14 protein-coding genes are annotated in these 16,540 nt (G+C 47.6%); 2 read left to right on the forward strand and 12 right to left on the reverse strand.

All coding sequences use genetic code 11. The features are described from left to right. Positions 1-291: 291 nt before the first annotated feature. From BQ7483_RS15565 to xerD, 11 genes are all read right to left on the reverse strand, one after another. Positions 292-855 carry a hypothetical protein gene (locus tag BQ7483_RS15565; protein WP_139247676.1) on the reverse strand — a complete coding sequence of 188 codons (564 nt, stop codon included), beginning with the start codon at positions 853-855 and terminating at the stop codon, positions 292-294. 450 nt (positions 856-1,305) lie between these two features. After that, the gene (locus BQ7483_RS15570) at positions 1,306-2,808 is read right to left on the reverse strand and encodes a DUF4794 domain-containing protein (protein WP_072546521.1); all 1,503 of its coding nucleotides are present in this window, start codon (positions 2,806-2,808) and stop codon (positions 1,306-1,308) included. 6 nt (positions 2,809-2,814) lie between these two features. After that, the gene (locus BQ7483_RS15575) at positions 2,815-5,001 is read right to left on the reverse strand and encodes a BACON domain-containing protein (RefSeq protein WP_083535764.1); all 2,187 of its coding nucleotides are present in this window, start codon (positions 4,999-5,001) and stop codon (positions 2,815-2,817) included. 19 nt (positions 5,002-5,020) lie between these two features. Next, the gene (locus BQ7483_RS15580; RefSeq protein ID WP_022020195.1) at positions 5,021-5,902 is read right to left on the reverse strand and encodes a hypothetical protein; all 882 of its coding nucleotides are present in this window, start codon (positions 5,900-5,902) and stop codon (positions 5,021-5,023) included. After that, positions 5,899-6,330: a hypothetical protein gene (locus BQ7483_RS15585; protein ID WP_022020196.1), complete on the reverse strand. Its 432-nt coding sequence runs from the start codon at positions 6,328-6,330 to the stop codon at positions 5,899-5,901. The genes BQ7483_RS15580 and BQ7483_RS15585 overlap by 4 nt, the downstream gene beginning before the upstream one ends. Before the next feature lie 9 nt (positions 6,331-6,339). Then, positions 6,340-7,011, reverse strand: coding sequence for a hypothetical protein (locus BQ7483_RS15590; protein WP_022020197.1), 672 nt, complete (start codon positions 7,009-7,011; stop codon positions 6,340-6,342). A gap of 318 nt (positions 7,012-7,329) precedes the next feature. Next, positions 7,330-7,524, reverse strand: coding sequence for a hypothetical protein (locus tag BQ7483_RS17640; protein WP_139247677.1), 195 nt, complete (start codon positions 7,522-7,524; stop codon positions 7,330-7,332). A gap of 131 nt (positions 7,525-7,655) precedes the next feature. Continuing rightward, on the reverse strand, positions 7,656-9,194 hold the full coding sequence (locus tag BQ7483_RS15595; RefSeq protein WP_072546523.1) for a YifB family Mg chelatase-like AAA ATPase: 1,539 nt from the start codon (positions 9,192-9,194) through the stop codon (positions 7,656-7,658). A 5-nt stretch (positions 9,195-9,199) separates the two neighbouring features. Further along, the gene (locus BQ7483_RS15600; protein WP_072546524.1) at positions 9,200-10,231 is read right to left on the reverse strand and encodes a TlpA disulfide reductase family protein; all 1,032 of its coding nucleotides are present in this window, start codon (positions 10,229-10,231) and stop codon (positions 9,200-9,202) included. A gap of 112 nt (positions 10,232-10,343) precedes the next feature. Next, positions 10,344-12,035 (reverse strand): tetratricopeptide repeat protein, encoded by a 1,692-nt coding sequence (locus BQ7483_RS15605; protein WP_072546525.1) that lies wholly within the window; start codon positions 12,033-12,035, stop codon positions 10,344-10,346. Between the two features lie 141 nt (positions 12,036-12,176). Next, the gene (gene xerD / locus BQ7483_RS15610; RefSeq protein ID WP_022020201.1) at positions 12,177-13,127 is read right to left on the reverse strand and encodes a site-specific tyrosine recombinase XerD; all 951 of its coding nucleotides are present in this window, start codon (positions 13,125-13,127) and stop codon (positions 12,177-12,179) included. Positions 13,128-13,271: 144 nt separating this feature from the next. Between xerD and aroQ the strand changes: the two genes are divergently transcribed. Further along, positions 13,272-13,700 carry a type II 3-dehydroquinate dehydratase gene (aroQ, locus tag BQ7483_RS15615; protein WP_072546762.1) on the forward strand — a complete coding sequence of 143 codons (429 nt, stop codon included), beginning with the start codon at positions 13,272-13,274 and terminating at the stop codon, positions 13,698-13,700. A gap of 56 nt (positions 13,701-13,756) precedes the next feature. Here aroQ and BQ7483_RS15620 read toward each other — a convergent pair whose 3' ends face one another. After that, entirely contained in the window at positions 13,757-14,920 is a 1,164-nt protein-coding gene (locus BQ7483_RS15620) for an IS4 family transposase (RefSeq protein ID WP_072545229.1), read from the reverse strand. Positions 14,921-15,071: 151 nt separating this feature from the next. On the opposite strand from BQ7483_RS15620, the gene pyk reads away from it, so the two are divergent. After that, on the forward strand, positions 15,072-16,532 hold the full coding sequence (gene pyk, locus BQ7483_RS15625) for a pyruvate kinase (protein WP_022020203.1): 1,461 nt from the start codon (positions 15,072-15,074) through the stop codon (positions 16,530-16,532). Positions 16,533-16,540 lie beyond the last annotated feature (8 nt).

Raw genomic sequence — 16,540 nt, forward strand, 5'->3', positions numbered from 1 at the left:
CATTTAACCAAATGATAATCAAATGGATATATGGTATAATGTTATTAATCATTTTCTGCGTGTCAGTAGATTCAAAACTTGGCCTTCTTATTGGTATCCATATTGATTGAATGAATAGGAAGATGTGTCAAAATAAAAAGTATAATCAAAACGCAATGGCATCCTGAACGTAGTGAAGAATCTGGAAACGGAAGCTGTTGCTTTTAAGATTCTTCACTTCGTTCTTCAGAATGACAAAGTGATAGTACTTTTCCTTTTTGACACACTCTCCTATTCTGATTATGCAGGTTTTTAGTGTGCAATATCATTTCCTGCTGCTATGAAATCATAAGTCTCTTGGGCTTGCTTTATCTTATCAAAACTTCTGATAAAGGTATACAAATTCTTTATTGCTGCGAATGTTGCTGTGATGGGGGCTAACAATAGAATGAGTAATATTCTTACAACTAAGTCCATGAATGTATTGGACGCACTTTCCATCATATCTGTTGTCATTGCATCACGAACGCCTTTTCTGACTTGTTCTTGTTTGCTGTCACGGGTTGATCTGAATGCAGCTGGAATACCGGCAATACCGGCAAATATCCAAGCATTCATTACATCTCCATCGGAAAAATAAATTATAAGGCCTATTAATATAAATGAAGCTCCAAAAATGAATTTTACCAATGACCATATTTTTTTTGATTTGGCATTAGCAAGTTCTGTTTCCGCTTCTTTTAAACTACAATTATGACAAAGAGGGCGATTATCTTGATAATAAACAGCATTATCTACACAACTACGGCATAGCCCCATACCACATTCCGGACAGGCAGCGACGGCTGGTTGATCTGTATGTATGTAACAATTCATAATAATAAAGATTTTAATTAATGATATTTTTTTGAAGGATTCATGTTGCAGATACAATGCGAACCCATATTATTTAATTAAAGTTGTTCATGTAAGTTTTTCTATGTGTAACCCCTTTTATGACCAACCTTGGATAATTGATATTCTTGAGATATGTAGACCAATAATCTTTAGTTTCATATCCTCAAGAATAGTATGATTTACAATCTATTGTAAGTCATACTTCTATTTCACATAAATTTTATTGGCAGCCCTTATAATATAAGTTGGTTATTGATAAAGTCTATATTCGACGAATGTTTCTGCAAGAGGGGTGGCTGAATCCCCTACAAGTTCGACGTTCATGTTAAACTTTACAACGTTGTAATAAAAATTAATATTGATAAGTACTTTGGTTCATTGTCGTTGTTCCTTCGATTGGTTATCGACTTCTTTGTACGTCCAATTAAATTACTCTTTCAGTCTAATCACTTCAATCGGTACTTGTCTCAACTGAGGCATTCCCATCCCCAATGTGGCTCCGATATACGTCGGGTCACAAATTAGAAATTTCTTTCCGTCCACATTCAGATAATCGCCTGTCGTATCAGGATTGTCGAATCGGACTGCCGTAGCCAGATGCCTACCCGGATAATAGACCAATACGACTTCCATATTCAGCAACCGGCGTACCAACTGGCTGAACAGGATGGCCCGGTCTTCACAGTCGGAATAGGCTGAAGCAACTGTTTCTTCAGGAAAGAACCAACGTTCGTAACCGAATTGTTCATCATCGGTTTTATATTTGAATGCGTATTGTACAAAACGCAGCAACGCGTTGACGGCTTCCTCCTGCGACTTGTTATGAACCATCGGGCGAAGTTGCTTTTCCATACTTTGCAGGAACGCTTCACTGGGAGTCGATTCTGCATAAAGCCGGAAATCCACACAAGGATATGTGCCAAGCAACTGCATATAATTCTTGTCATAAGACAAGTTATAAGACTGTTCTTCCACTTTGAGAGGCTGCAACACAACCTGTGTATCCAGGGTTGGAGTAGTTGTCAGAGACATATCCATCAGTCGTGTGGCACCTCCATATTCCATCCGGCAGCTCTGAATGGTCGACAAATCGGCATGGCCGGGATTATAGACAGTATAGACAGTTCCATTTTCGTTGCCATATTGGAAAAAGGTCGTATTGAACACATTGCAATTGAAGGCTATCAAAGGCAGAAGTGTCTGATGCGAACGGCCAATCTTGGCCTTATAGCCCAACTGGTTCAGCGTAAATACAGTAAATACCGTTTGTTCATTGTCTGGCCTTCCGGGAAATTTGGCCTCGAATGTCTTGTTGATAAGGAGATACATCCCCCAATCGTTCAAACCGAGTGAAGACTGCAGCTGGTGTATTTCATCTGTCCAGTCTGTATAAGGAAGCTGAGTCAGCGCATTCCAATAGTTCGCTACCGATTGTTCGTCTGTCCCGGCCAAATGTGGCAAGCTATATGCAACTTTCGCCAATGCGATCTGTGTGCCATAAAATGACAATCTCAGACTATTGTCAGGTACGGCCACCGGAATCTTGGGCAAGGGGCGATTGGCAGGAATCTTACTTTTATCGACAGGAGGAACACGGGGAGGCTGAGGTTTTTCTGTATGCTTGATCGGTTGTCTGGCGGGAAGAGTCCGAGGAGTATCCGGCTTGTAAACAGTAGGCGGGACAGGTTTCTTGATGGGTGGTTCCTTTTTTTTCAACGGATAGTCGGGCCAGGCTTCGGCCAGATATTGGGCAAACTCGCGGTTGATGGAGTCGTAATAGGCTTTGAAGTTTTTTTCTTCATGGCCCACGTATTCACTGAAGGCGGCTTCCTGTTTACGGTCATACCGTTCGAAGTCGTCTTCCACTTTCTCCTGTCCCCGGCTGATGCCGGGGAGCAGAAGTAGTGTAAACAGAAAAAAGTGCCTTCTCATTTTTTCCTATTGTTTGGCATTATAGATTTCCTTGATTTCACTAGCTGAAAGTCGGCGAGTGTCATATACACGGAAATTATCTACGCTCATGTTGGTACCAGTAAACGAGTGGTTGTAACCGAGTTCAAAACTTCCTCCCATTGTAAAGTTGGTCCCACTTCCGTATGAACTAGCCCAAGCAAAAGTTTTTTCTGTCACGGAATACATTTTTTGGCCATCTATGTAGAGTGTATTAGTGATAAAAGAACTATTTGTAATACAAAAATCAGAAAGTAATACGATATGGTGCCATTTACCATCTGTTAAAGTAGGGTGTACAAACGCTTGAGCATTGTAATCGTAATTATCATTATTTTCGCGAGTTACTACAAATTTCAGTTGTCCATCAATCATATTCAATGTACACATAGGGTCACTATTATATGAAGAAGTCAGATGGAAAATATGCCCATCACTGAAATCCTTTCCCCAAAAACTAATCGTCATCTCCTTTGAATCAATAATGGGACTAGCTACAACAAACGTGTTATTGTCTGTCTTGCTGAACTTTAAAGCTTTCCCTTCGGGAGTCACTCCTTCAACAAAAGAAGGAGAACCTGTACCGAAACCGTCAATCTCATTTTCTGTAGCATCCTCAAAGTTCTCGTCAAACTTATAATAAGTATAGAGCCCTTGAGTTACAACGGTACCAGCGATGTCGCTTCCCTTGACTGCTGTCACTGCAACAGATTCCTTGCGCGTACCGTCAGAAACTTCGATAGCCGTATTCAACGTTTCGGGCATGATGGAGCGATCCAGCATTACTGTAATTTGTTTGGTGCCTGATGGAGCGGTCACGCCGCTGGTGTCGGACACTTTCAATCCTGTTCCTTCGGGTACGGTGATAATCCAGGCAAGTTCGGCTGTTCCCACATTACTGATGGTGAAGTTCTTTTCTGTAGCTTCTTCTCCGAAGTCCAATGAAAGAGGGGATACCGACATCTTGGCAACGGCCTTGGTGGCTTTCACTGTGATACTTTCCTGGTTGGTCCCGTCGGAAATGATAAATGTGGTGTTTACGGTCTCGGGCATGGTTTCGCGGTTCAGTTTGACTTGGAGTATCTGGTTGCCTCCGGCGGCTACACTGCCTTCCATTGGCGATACAGTGATATAGTCTGCTGAGATTCCCGATACGGTATATTTCAGTTCGGCTGTTCCCGTGTTGCTGACGGTCAGCGGCAGTTCGGCCGATTCATAACCGAAATCGAGCAAGGTCGGTTCAATTTTCATTTCTGCCTTGGCTTCTGTTTTGGCTGCTTTTACGGCGATAGTTTGCTCCTTGATACCGTCGGAAATGATGAAGGAGGTATTTAGGTCTTTGGTTTGCTTGGTGCGGTCAAGCGTTACCTTGACGATTTTAGAGCCTTCGGGTTCTACGGTGCCCTCTGTATCCGATACGGAGATACACTCATCTGTGATTCCCGAAATGTTCCAAGTGAGGACTGCATTTCCTGTATTCTTGATGGTGAGGTCCTTTTCCTCTTCTGTTTCACCGAAGTCCAGCGAGGTAGGGGTAACGGTCATTTCCGATTTGGCACTCTTGGGTGCGCAGGACACTGAAATCGTGTAGGAGTTGCCGAATGCTGACAGGGTGACTTTGACATTCTGTGTTGCGGACAGCTGGTCACGGTTGACCGTGAAGACGATGCTTTGTGTCTTGCCGGCAGCAATGTTTCCGGACAGTGGGGAGGCTGTAAGCCAGGCGTTGTCTCCTAAGTTCAGCGACCATTCCGTGGCAGCGTTCCCCTGATTGGTAACGGTGACGGAAAGCTCCGTCTGTGTGGTGCCGAAGTTGAGTGTTGACGGTTCTATCTTGATTTCGGCTTCCTTTTTTTCAGGTTCCAGTTGCATGTCACAATTGGCGGTTTCACCAGCCAGCACGTTGACGCTGCGTGTGTTGGTCACATATCCGGTCTTCTTGAACTGCAACTGGTAGCTGTCCGCTTCCACGTTGTTGAAGCGGAACTGGCCGTCGCTGCCAGTCGTGGTGCTGGTGCCCAAGTTCACTACACTGACTTGTACGCCGGAGAGCGGAGTCGTGGTTCCCGACTCGGTGACGATACCCTGGATGTTTCCCATATAGTCTCTTTCTTCTTCCGTGCAGGCCACAATCAGTGCTGCAAGGAGTGCGAATAAATAAATCGTTCGTTTCATGGAATAAAAAAATAATGGTTTAGAAATTCAGTGACAAGGCGAATCCTCCTGTCTGAGGTGCTACGTAAGGCGATACCTTGAGCTGTGCATCGCCCAGCATGAAGGGTTTCCGCTTGCCACGGGCGGCGATGCCGTCTATGACGTTCCACAGATAGACGGCCGCGGCTCCGGCGATGAAGCCGTTGCGCAGGTTGGCGCAGTTGTCGGCCTTGTTGGCATAGCTCCTTTTTTTGTCGGCATCGTGGGTTGAGCTGAACTTCGATTCGTAGGATGCTCTCATGCTTTCAGTGGCAACGATGCCTCCGATGCAGGCGGCTTCGGCTATGATGAAGAAAATGCCTTTTCCCTTGCTGCCTTTATGAAATTGTGCCCAGCCGGGTACAAAGACACGCCCCGAGAAGGGATAGCGTCCGGTGATGGAGGCATTGTATTCTTTCAGTTGTCTGTCGAAATTCTTGTCGCGGAAGTTGCCGGTATCCAGTGAATAGAAATCATCGGCACCGTTTACATCGCGCTGGACCTGTATCAGGATGTAGATTTTCATCCGGTTGCCACCCAGGACAATGGGTTCTGTGGCGCTGACTACGCGGCGTTTCATGATGTTGAACTTCACAACGGCATTGATACCCTGCGTGGCTACGGCATTGATGTCCTGTTGGGTGATGCCTACGACTCCCAGTTCGTGCAGTGACTTCTGCAAGGCATCGGCCCAGGCCGCATTGGTGGCCGACTGCTCGTCGTGTCCCTCACCCACGCCCCAGCTTAGGAAATAATTGGCTCCTGCGGGAGGAACAGGAGTGGCATAGGCCCAGGAGGGACGCAATTCGGTGGAGGATTGTGCGGATACGGCCATGCTCGTTGCAAACAGCAGGATAAGCATGGCAAAAGTGATCTGTTTCATTCTTCTTCTTTGTTGGTGATGCAATTGAATGATTTGAATTTGGGCTGTTCGTGTACATCGTTGGCCACCTGGCACAGAATGTAGACCCGATAGCCTCGTCGGGTTGTCAGCTCTCTCGTGCATTGGCATACTTTGTTGATGGGTATTTTTACATAGCGGGAAGCTTCTACCAGCAGGCTGTCACCTTCCAGTTGTTCCATCTTTTGGATGTCAACGGGAATGCCAATGGCAAAGGCACTTTCCAAGATGGCCATGGCGAAGGCTTTTTTGGTGGCGGCTTCTTCGGTCAGGCCTGTACCTTGTGAAACCCGGTAGTAGTAGCTTGCCGTCTTGGCTGGGGGATTCTGTACCCACGAAGGCATGGCACCTTGTCCGTATGTGGACAAGGTGCATGCGGTCCACAATAAGAAAAGGACGATAGATTTCATGGCAGGCATTTATTGCATGGCATCCATTTCAGCTTTTTGTCTGGCCGCTTCCTTTGCCAGTTCGGCATCCATCTTTTCGAAGAACTTCTTCTTGTCGTAATCAACCTTGCGTACTTCCAGTTCCTCGGCAAGTCCTTTTTTGGCATCTTCCAGCAGAACGTGCACGGCTACGTAGCCGACATATCCGCCTGTGGCACTTTGTGAGAGCTTGCGGCATACGACATTGGCATACTTGTCGATGACTTTCGTTCCGATGACCTGTGCACCGCCTTCCAGTTCGCTTTCATACATTTTCTTTCCGCTGGGTACGTTGACATCCTTGCTGTAGTCTTCAATGGCATTCTTCAACATGCCGATATACCGGGATGCAATGTCGGCGATGGCTACGCGGTTGGCATCCGTAATGGCCCGCGAGCGGTCGGGGCGGTCTTCGGCGATGCCTAAGCCTGCCATATATTCGCCTGGCTTGTCGTATGCTTCGTCCATGCAGAAGGTCAGGAGCACTTGTTCGCCATTAGCCATCTTGGGCTGAGTCGGGTCTTGTGCCGCAGGAGCGGGAGTTGGGGATACGGCGGCTTGCTTGCTGCTGCCGCAGGATATGCAAAGGAATAGGGCTGCAAATAGGAATCCGGATGAGATGGTTCTTTTGAACGAAACTTTTTCGGCTTTGTGGGAAGCCATAGCGTTTTTAGGTGTCATAGCATTTCAATTTTGTGTGCCCGCAGCCTCCCCAATCGGGCAGTGAATAATATAAAAAAAAGGCATGGGAGTCTGTACTTCTGCTTATCCCGACTTCAGGCTCTCGCATTGCCCACCTTCAAGGATAAGCAACGCAGCTAGCCCACGCCCGAGATGTTATGGTACAAAACACCACACCTAAGCGTAATGTTCGGACATGACACCTACAGTGGACGTCTCCGTTGCTTTATCTTCCTGAAGGTTTCAAATTTGCGAGATTCGAAGTCAGAAGATATAACGTCTGGTAAACGCCTTTCTTTTTTATCTAAAAAAAGCATCCCGCTGCCCCACCGGGCTAACTGGATGCTGCAAAGTTAAATATTTTTTCTGAAAAAAATCAATTTCTTCTTTAATTTTTATATCATTATCTGACGAAAGGGTCAGTACAGCTGTCCAATCGATAGCGAAGGAACTAAAAACGTAAAGCTTATCATTGGCCCATGATAACGTTATCATCGGGAGTTGATAAGCTTTGCAACGTCGTATTATATCCTATTCTGTTTTGTACAGAATGGATTCTTATGTAAAAGGAGAGGCAATGTTCTGCTCTGGAAGAATCAATGCTTTGCCTTAAAAGAAACGATGCTTTATCCCGCCCAGTCCTCGCGGTCCAGGTTGCGGTAGCCGATGGCTTCGGCCAGGTGGGCGGGCTGGATGGACTCGCTGCCGTCGAGGTCGGCAATGGTGCGGGCTACCTTGAGGATACGGTCGTAGGCGCGGGCCGAGAGGTTGAGGCGTGTCATGGCGCCTTTCAGCAGGGCAAGGCCGCGTTCGTCGGGACGGGCGTAGAGGGAGAGCAGACGGCTGGTCATCTGGGCATTGCAGTAGACTCCGGGTACCTGGGCATAGCGTTGCTGCTGCACCTGTCGGGCACGAACTACGCGTTCGCGGATGACGGCGCTCGGCTCGCCGGGGCGTACGTCGGACATTTTTTCAAACGGGACGGGGGTTACTTCAATCTGCAGGTCGATGCGGTCGAGCAGGGGGCCGGAGATGCGGTTCAGGTACTTCTGCACCTGTCCGGGACTGCACACGCAGGGCTTCGTGGGGTGGTTGTAGTAGCCGCAGGGGCAGGGATTCATGCTGGCTACGAGCATGAAGCTGGCGGGGTATTCCACGTTGCACTTCACGCGCGAGATACTGATTTTGCGGTCTTCCAGCGGCTGGCGGAGCACTTCGAGCACGTTGCGGCTGAATTCGGGCAGCTCGTCCAGGAAGAGGACACCGTTGTGGGCGAGGCTGATTTCGCCCGGTTGTGGAAAGCTGCCGCCTCCGGTCATGGCGACGTTGGAGATGGTGTGGTGCGGGTCGCGGAAGGGGCGGCGCGAGATGAGGCCGCCGTCCTTGCCGAGCTTTCCAGCCACGGAATGTATCTTGGTGGTTTCGAGGCTTTCGCCCAGCGACAGGGGTGGCAAGATGGAGGGCAGGCGCTTGGCCAGCATGGACTTGCCGCTGCCGGGCGAACCGATGAGCAACACGTTGTGACCTCCGGCGGCGGCCACTTCGAGGGCCCGCTTCACATTTTCTTGTCCTTTGACGTCGGCAAAGTCGAGGTCGAACGTGTTTTGCTGCGCATAAAACTCTTCGCGGGTGTTGACGATGGTGGGTGTCAGTTCCTGATTGCCGTTAAAGAATTCGACCACTTCCCGCAGATTCTCCACACCGTAGACGGTCAGATGGTTCACGACGGCTGCTTCGCGGGCGTTCTGTCGGGGCAGAATCATGCCTTCGAAGCCCAGTTCGCGTGCCTTGATGGCGATGGGCAGAGCACCCTTGATGGGCTGCAGACTGCCGTCGAGACTCAGTTCGCCCATCAGCAGGTAGCGGTCCAGCTTGTCGGAGCGGATGGTTTCGTTGGCGGCCAGCATGCCAATGGCCAGCGGGAGGTCGTAGGCCGAGCCTTCCTTGCGGATATCAGCGGGAGCCATGTTGATGACGATGTTGCTTGTGGGCATCTTGTAGCCGTTTACCTGCAAAGCCGAGATGATGCGCTGGTGGCTTTCCTTGACGGCCGAGTCGGGCAGTCCCACGAGGTAGAACATGCAGCCGCGGGTACTGTTGACTTCGATGGTGATGAGTGTGGCGTCTATTCCTTGGACTGCCGCTGCGAAAACTTTGACAAGCATGGGCTTTACTTTTTTTTTGAGGCTATTTCAATCAGTTTCTTTTCTATCTGCTCACGGGTCAGGTTGCGGCCTTCTATCCTCCCGTTGGGGGCAAGCAATACGTTGGCAGGCAGTTCACGGACGGCGAACTGGCTGACGACATTGCTGTTCCAGCCTTTGAAGTCGCAGGCCTGCTTCCAGTCGAGGGTGTCCCTGGTGATGGCATCTTCCCATTGCTGCTTGTCAATGTCGAGCGAGATGCCCAGTATTTCCAAGTCCTTGCGGTTTTTCTTCTCTTTGTACAGCTGTCGTAAGGCCTGGTTGGACTCAGCGCAAGATTCGTTCCAGGACGCCCAGAAATACAGCAGGAGGTACTTGTCCTTGAAGTCGGTCCGCCGGATGTCCTTCCCGTCTGTTCCCGGTATCTGGAAGAAGGGGGCTGTCTTGCCTTCTGTCACTTTTTCGAGTGCTTCAAGATAGTCCAGCAAATTTTCCATATAGAGTCTGTCCTTCAGGATTCCGGCCATCTGTTCGGTCAGCTTCCTGATTCGGGTAAAGTCAGGCGCAGGCTGTTGTACGAAGTAATGGTCCAGAACATAGATGCTGGCCAGCGAGGTCGGGTGATTTTGGATGAAGTCTTCTGCCGCTTTCTCCGTTTCCCTTTCGGAGACATTGGGCTGTTGGTCCAGTTGCTGGTGGAAGCGTGTCAGCTCTTCATTGGCCGGATTGCCCTGAATGGTCAGTCGATCGAGGTCCTTTGCCGAACCGCTGACCACAATCTTGTCCGCTTTATTCAGAAAGATGGGGTATTCCGTGCCGTTGCTGAACTGGAGCCATGCCGAAATCAGCGTATCGATATCGATTTCTTCTGCGAATTTGTCTCCCTTGACAAGGAGGGTGTCTATGCGGTTGTACATTCGGTCGGTTCCGTAGAGGTAGACGGTATCGTTTCCCAAGCCTTGGATGGTGCCGCTCAGGCTCACCGTGTCGCTCTTGGGGTTCCCGCAGGCTGCCAGCAGGAGGGCTGTTGTGAATGTTACCAGATGAATTTTCTTCATTGTTTCCATGTTTTTCTTATCTCCAACTGCGAATGTACTTCTTTTTGGCGTGAATATAAAAAAATGCCCGACATATTTCTATGCCGGGCATTTTTTATAATAATTCTATTGCTTATTTGGCAATGCTCATGAATTCTGAGTTAGTGTAATACTTGGAGAATTCCAGGTCTGTAGCAGCCTTCTTGCCCAGTGTGGCATCCTTGGCTACGGCAGCCTTCAAGCTGCTCATTACCATAGCGTCGTTGTTGGTTCTTGCACCCAAAACTGCGTTCAGGTAGTCAGTGTAAGCGTCGGGCTTAGCGATACCGGCCAGTGTAGTCTTAGCCTTGTTGTAGTCCTTAGCCAAAATCTGTGCCAAAGCGGCGCTGTTGGTCTTGGTGTCACCAAATGCGTTGACAGCTCTTTCATACTGGCCCTGTGCTACGTACAGGTTACCCAAAGCTTCGTTCAGCTCAGGAGCGCCGGAAGCTTTGCCCAGATATTGCTCTGCGGCAGCCTTGTCGCCTTTGCTCAGTGCAACGAGACCCATGTTCATGTTGGCTTCAGCAGATTCCTTGATAGACAGAGACTTCTTCAGATAGCTTTCAGCCTTGTCCAGATTGCCTGCCTGATAAGCCAGCTTACCAAGGTTGTTGTATGCGCGGTAATCGTTCGGATAAATCTGAGTAGCCTTTGTATAGATGTCTTCCTTCTTGGCTGCGTCGTCAGTCAGAGTAGCAGCGTAGAGCAGTTCTTCGATGTTGAGCTGCTTGGCATCTGTAGCGGCCAGGTTGGCGATTTCTTCGTCAGACTTGCCAATGATTTCATAGTTCAAAGTCAGACGAGAACGACGCAGTTGCGGAAGGATTTCGTCAGCCAAAGTCTTGTATACAGAAGAAATGTTCTTGATTTCCTGCTCTCTTTGTTCGGGATCAGAATACATGGACAGAACACGGAGAATCAGTTCCTTGTCTTGAATATCTGATTTGCTTACCAGTTCCTGGAAGCCTTCCCAGTCCTGAGCAGTGTATTTCGTGTCTACATTCACATCAATCTTATCCTTCTTCAGGTTCTTGTTGATAACCTTGGCAGTGTTATCCTGACGATTCTCAGCCAAAGTAGTGTTCAGCTTGACACCACCATCAGGAGAAGCGTATGCAGAAATTTCGATGTTGTCGATCTTCTTGTTGGCAGCATCATTTACGTTCTTTACTTCTTCGTTGAATGCCTTGGCTGTCTTCAGTTCGCTGGAACGAACGTTTGCCTGCTGGATCAAGAACATGATGTTGGCATCATGCTTTTCCTTGATGATACGCTGGAAAGCGTCGTTACCGTCAGCGGGATTGGCGCTGGACAGTGTCTGGTTAACGAGTTCGGAAGTAGAAATAATACCGTCAGCAATCTTTACAGCGGGAATTTCAACTTCTTTTTTGCCAATCGTAGCCTTGAATTCCAGATACAGCTCAGATTTGGCCATCTCGGGAACATAGTCGAAGGAAGTCTTCATGGTGTAGCTGCCACCCATCTTGTAGGAGATGGTCTGGTCATTTCCTTCTACCTTTTCACCTTGGAATACTGTCGGCTGACCTTTGGCTTCGCCGCCGCCCCATTTCAGTACCGGAGTTACTTCTACCACGGCTTTCTTGTTGAAATACTTTTCAGGGAATTTGCCGTTGATTGTAGCGGGAACCTTACCACCTACGGCTTCCAGCACTTGCGGAGTTACCGTGAAATAGTCTGATGACAATTCACCCATTTTCTTGCTGCAAGATGACAATGCAACAACTAACGCCATTAATAATGGCAAATACAGTTTCTTAGTCATTTTAGGTATAAATTAATAGTTTGAAATTAATATTATCTATTCTATAAATATTTACAATGCAGTATCCTCATAGAATACAGCCCTGCAAAGTTATTAAATCTTTCTACATTTTGTTAATCGACATGGGATATTTATTATAATTTAATGAATTTCTTGTTCTTGGCGGTATTTGATGTTGCGTGGATGGTGCTCTATGATTTCACTGCGGAGCATTTGGCGGTCTATATGGGTATAGATTTCCGTCGTGGCAATGCTCTCGTGGCCCAGCATGCACTGGATGGCTCTCAAGTTGGCACCTCCTTCCAGCAGGTGGGTGGCAAAGGAGTGGCGGAAGGTGTGTGGACTGATGTTTTTGGTGATGCCGGCTTTGTCGGCCAGTTCTTTAATGAGGTGGAATACCATGATGCGTGAGAGGTTGTTACCCCAGCGGGCCAGGAAGAGGCAGTCTTCGTGTCCGGCCTTAATCCTCCAATGTCTCCTGTCCAGCAGCCAGTAGTTTATCTCCTTGATGGCACGGGGCGAGATGGGGACCAGGCGTTGCTTGCTGCCCTTGCCTGTCACTTTGATGAATCCTTCGTCGAGATAAAGGTCCGATAATTTGAGGCTACAGAGTTCCGATACCCGCAGACCACAGCTGTACAACGTTTCCAGAATGGCCCGGTTGCGCTGACCTTCCGGCTTGTCCATGTCGACGGCGGCAATAATGGAGTCAATTTCTTCTACCGTCAGGACTTCTGGTAGTTTGAATCCGATTTTTGGGCCTTCTATCAGTTCGCTGGGGTCATCCTCGCGATAGTCGGCCAAAACCAGGAAGTGGAAGAACGACTTGAGCCCCGAAAGGATACGGGCTTGCGAGCGCGGATGGATGCCGATGTCGTGGAGGCCGGCGATGAACCGTTGCAGGTCGTCGGAGGTGACGTTCAGTACGTCTCTTTCCCCTCCTTCCAGAAAGTGCAACAGCTTGGATAAGTCGGTCTGGTAGGCATCCAATGTGTTGGACGAAAGACCTTTTTCCAGCTTCAGAAATTGCTTGTATTTCCTGATAATCAAGGCTTGTTTTTCCTTATTCCCTGATTTTTCTTCAGTTTTCATTTCTTTTTTCTACCTTTGCAACTTGAAATAATGTTCTTTGGAGGCAAAGATAACGCAAACCGGAAGAAAAGCAAAGCAGAAACGGAGTTTTCCACGTTGTTGCTATTTCCGGGTGCTGATCGTTTTTTTAACAAACGAAAGATTATGAGGATACAGATTATCAACGGTCCTAACATCAATTTGTTGGGTAAGCGTGAACCTTCCATCTACGGGAGTGTTTCTTTTGAAGACTATTTGGTCCAATTGCGTGCCAAATATGCTGATATTCAGATTGATTATTTTCAGTCCAATATAGAAGGAGAAATGATAGACCGAATCCAACAAGTCGGGTTTGAAGCGGATGGCATTGTCTTGAATGCCGGTGCCTATACCCACACGTCCATCGCTTTGCAGGATGCTATTCGGGCTGTAACGGCTCCGGTCATAGAGGTGCATATTTCTAATGTGCATGCTCGTGAGTCCTTCCGCCATGTGTCGATGATTTCGTGTGCCTGTCTGGGGGTTATCTGCGGATTCGGTCTGGATTCCTACCGCCTGGCGGTTGAGGCACTGTTGGAGAAATATAAGAAGTGAGTATATATAAATAGGTAAAAACATTAGTGTCCAATAAAAATGGACGAGTTAAAAATTTAATCAAATAGTCCTTCAAAAAGGGGACAATCGAGTTCTTTGACATCATTGAAATTAGTCTTATCGAACAGGTCACGTAAGTGGGTTTTGTCCGTTAGAGAGATACTTAGAATCTGCAAAACTTCGTAAATTGAGCGTTTCAATTGCATATCGTGTTGAACTATAGCTACGAGACAGTAAGTAATGATCGCCACACTGATTTGAATGCGGACAGCGTTTTCTGTTGTACCCCAGAACCTCTTTATTTTAAGGTGTTGCTTTAGCCATTTGAAAAAGAGCTCGACCAACCACCTTTTCTTATAGAGATTGGCAATATCCAATGCAGAGACATGTGTTGCATTCGTTAGGAAAGTAAACTCACGGTCATCCTCTTCATCGTAGTAACGAATGAGTAGGAATAACTCGGGATATTTCTTCTCTGAGAGATATCCGGTCAGTTTCACTTCAGCATCGGTCAGTACATACTTAGGCATCCTGCGCTTCCATTTAACCGTTGTACATTTCAAGTTCGTCTTAGCTCTGACAACGAAAAAGGAACCTGTCAGGTGAATCCGATATAATTCCTTAAAAGAATCATAAGCCCTGTCGAATATATAATAAGCATTTGGTTCATAATGGATTGAGTACATCGCCGTAGAGTCATGTTTCGATGCTGCGGTTACAGTATAGAAGGCAGGAACTTGTGCTTCAATGTCATATAAGACATGAGCTTTGACACCTCCTTTCTTTCTTCGGAACTTCGCCCATGGAAATGTGGCTAGACACAACGGAATAGTTGTTGAATCAAAAGCATACTTATTTCCTGGAATTTCCAAGATATTGGTTGCTCGCTTTTCGCAAGCTTCCTTCATCATATAGAATGCGAAGTCTTCAAAGATTCTGTAGTCACGATTCTGATTAGCATAAGCGAGGGTGGCTTTGGCTATTGGATTGCGTCCCAAGCCAAGATGATATTGCTTGGAACGATGCGCTTCAAAAGCTACAATTAGGTCGCGAAGGCTCTCACGATTGCTCAGTTGTCCGAACATCATAGCAAGTAACTGATTCCAGCAAGTGAATTGCTTCACGTAGCGATTACCATCATACTTGCGAACGAAGTTGTTGAACTGTGTTCTGTTCAGAAAAGCGGTAAGTTGAGCGAATACGTATTTATCTTGGTTCATAAGCGGTCTTCAATTTGACCGCTAAACTACAAATTCAAATCCGTTTCATTCAGAAATACTACTTAAAAGACTGTATTTCAATAATTTCAAAGACCGATTAGCCAACTTTTATTGGACAGTAGTGAGGTAAAAAATAATATAGGTATAAGGTATGTTACTGAAACAAACGAAGATTGTTGCAACTATTTCCGACCAGCGTTGTGAGGTTGATTTTATCAGGCAGCTGTTTGAGGCGGGTATGAACGTGGTCCGTATGAATACGGCTCATGCCGGTCGTGAAGGTTTTGAGAAACTGATAGCCAATGTCCGTGCAGTTTCCAATCGGATTGCCATATTGATGGATACCAAAGGGCCTGAAGTACGGACAACTCCTTTGGCCGACGGTCCCATCCCGTTCAAGGTGGGTGACAAGGTTCAGGTAGTGGGCCGTCCCGACCAGCCGACGACACACGAATGTATCTCCGTATCCTATCCTCATTTTGTGCAGGATGTACACGTCGGCGGGCATATCCTGATAGACGACGGCGACTTGGAAATGGTTGTTGTAGACAAGGATGATGAACATCTTTTCTGTGAGGTGCAGAACGAAGCTACGCTGGGCAACCGTAAGAGTGTGAACGTGCCGGGTGTACGAATCAACCTGCCTTCGCTGACAGAAAAGGATAAGAATAATATTTTGTATGCCATTGAAAAGGACATCGATTTTATTGCCCATTCTTTTGTGCGCAACAAGCAGGATGTTCTCGATATCAAAGCCATATTGGACGAGCATCACAGCGACATCCGTATCATTGCCAAGATTGAAAATCAGGAGGGTGTGGACAATATCGACGAGATTCTGGAAGTGGCCGACGGTGTGATGGTGGCTCGTGGTGACCTGGGCATTGAAGTGCCTCAGGAACGTATTCCGGGCATCCAGCGTCTGCTCATCCGCAAATGTATTCTGGCCAAGAAGCCGGTGATTGTGGCTACGCAGATGCTGCATACCATGATCAATAATCCGCGTCCGACCCGTGCCGAGGTGACCGATATTGCCAATGCCATCTATTATCGTACAGATGCCCTGATGCTCAGTGGCGAAACGGCTTACGGGAAATATCCGGTAGAAGCTGTGAAGACCATGACAAAGATTGCCGCGCAAGCCGAGAAGGACAAGTTGACCGAGAACGACATTCGCATCCCGCTGGACGAAAACAGCAACGACGTGACGGCCTTCCTGGCCAAGCAGGCGGTAAAGGCTACTACCAAATTGAAGATACGTGCCATCATCACGGACAGTTACAGCGGCCGTACGGCACGCAACCTGGCTGCTTTCCGTGGTAAATATCCAGTGTTGGCCATCTGCTACAAGGAGAAGACGATGCGTCATCTGGCTTTGTCTTATGGAGTGGAAGCTATCTATATGCCTGAGTTGGCCAACGGTCAGGAATATTATTTTGCTGCTCTTCGCCGCCTTCTGCAGGAAGGAAAGCTCCAGCCGACCGACATGGTAGGTTACCTGAGCAGTGGTAAGGCTGGTACGCAGACCTCGTTCCTCGAAATCAATGTGGTCGAGGATGCTCTGAAGCATGCAGATGACTGTGTGTTGCCCAACAGCAACCGATACTTGTAAATTAATTG

It is taken from the genome of Mediterranea massiliensis (genome assembly GCF_900128475.1).
GTDB lineage: Bacteria > Bacteroidota > Bacteroidia > Bacteroidales > Bacteroidaceae > Bacteroides > Bacteroides massiliensis_E.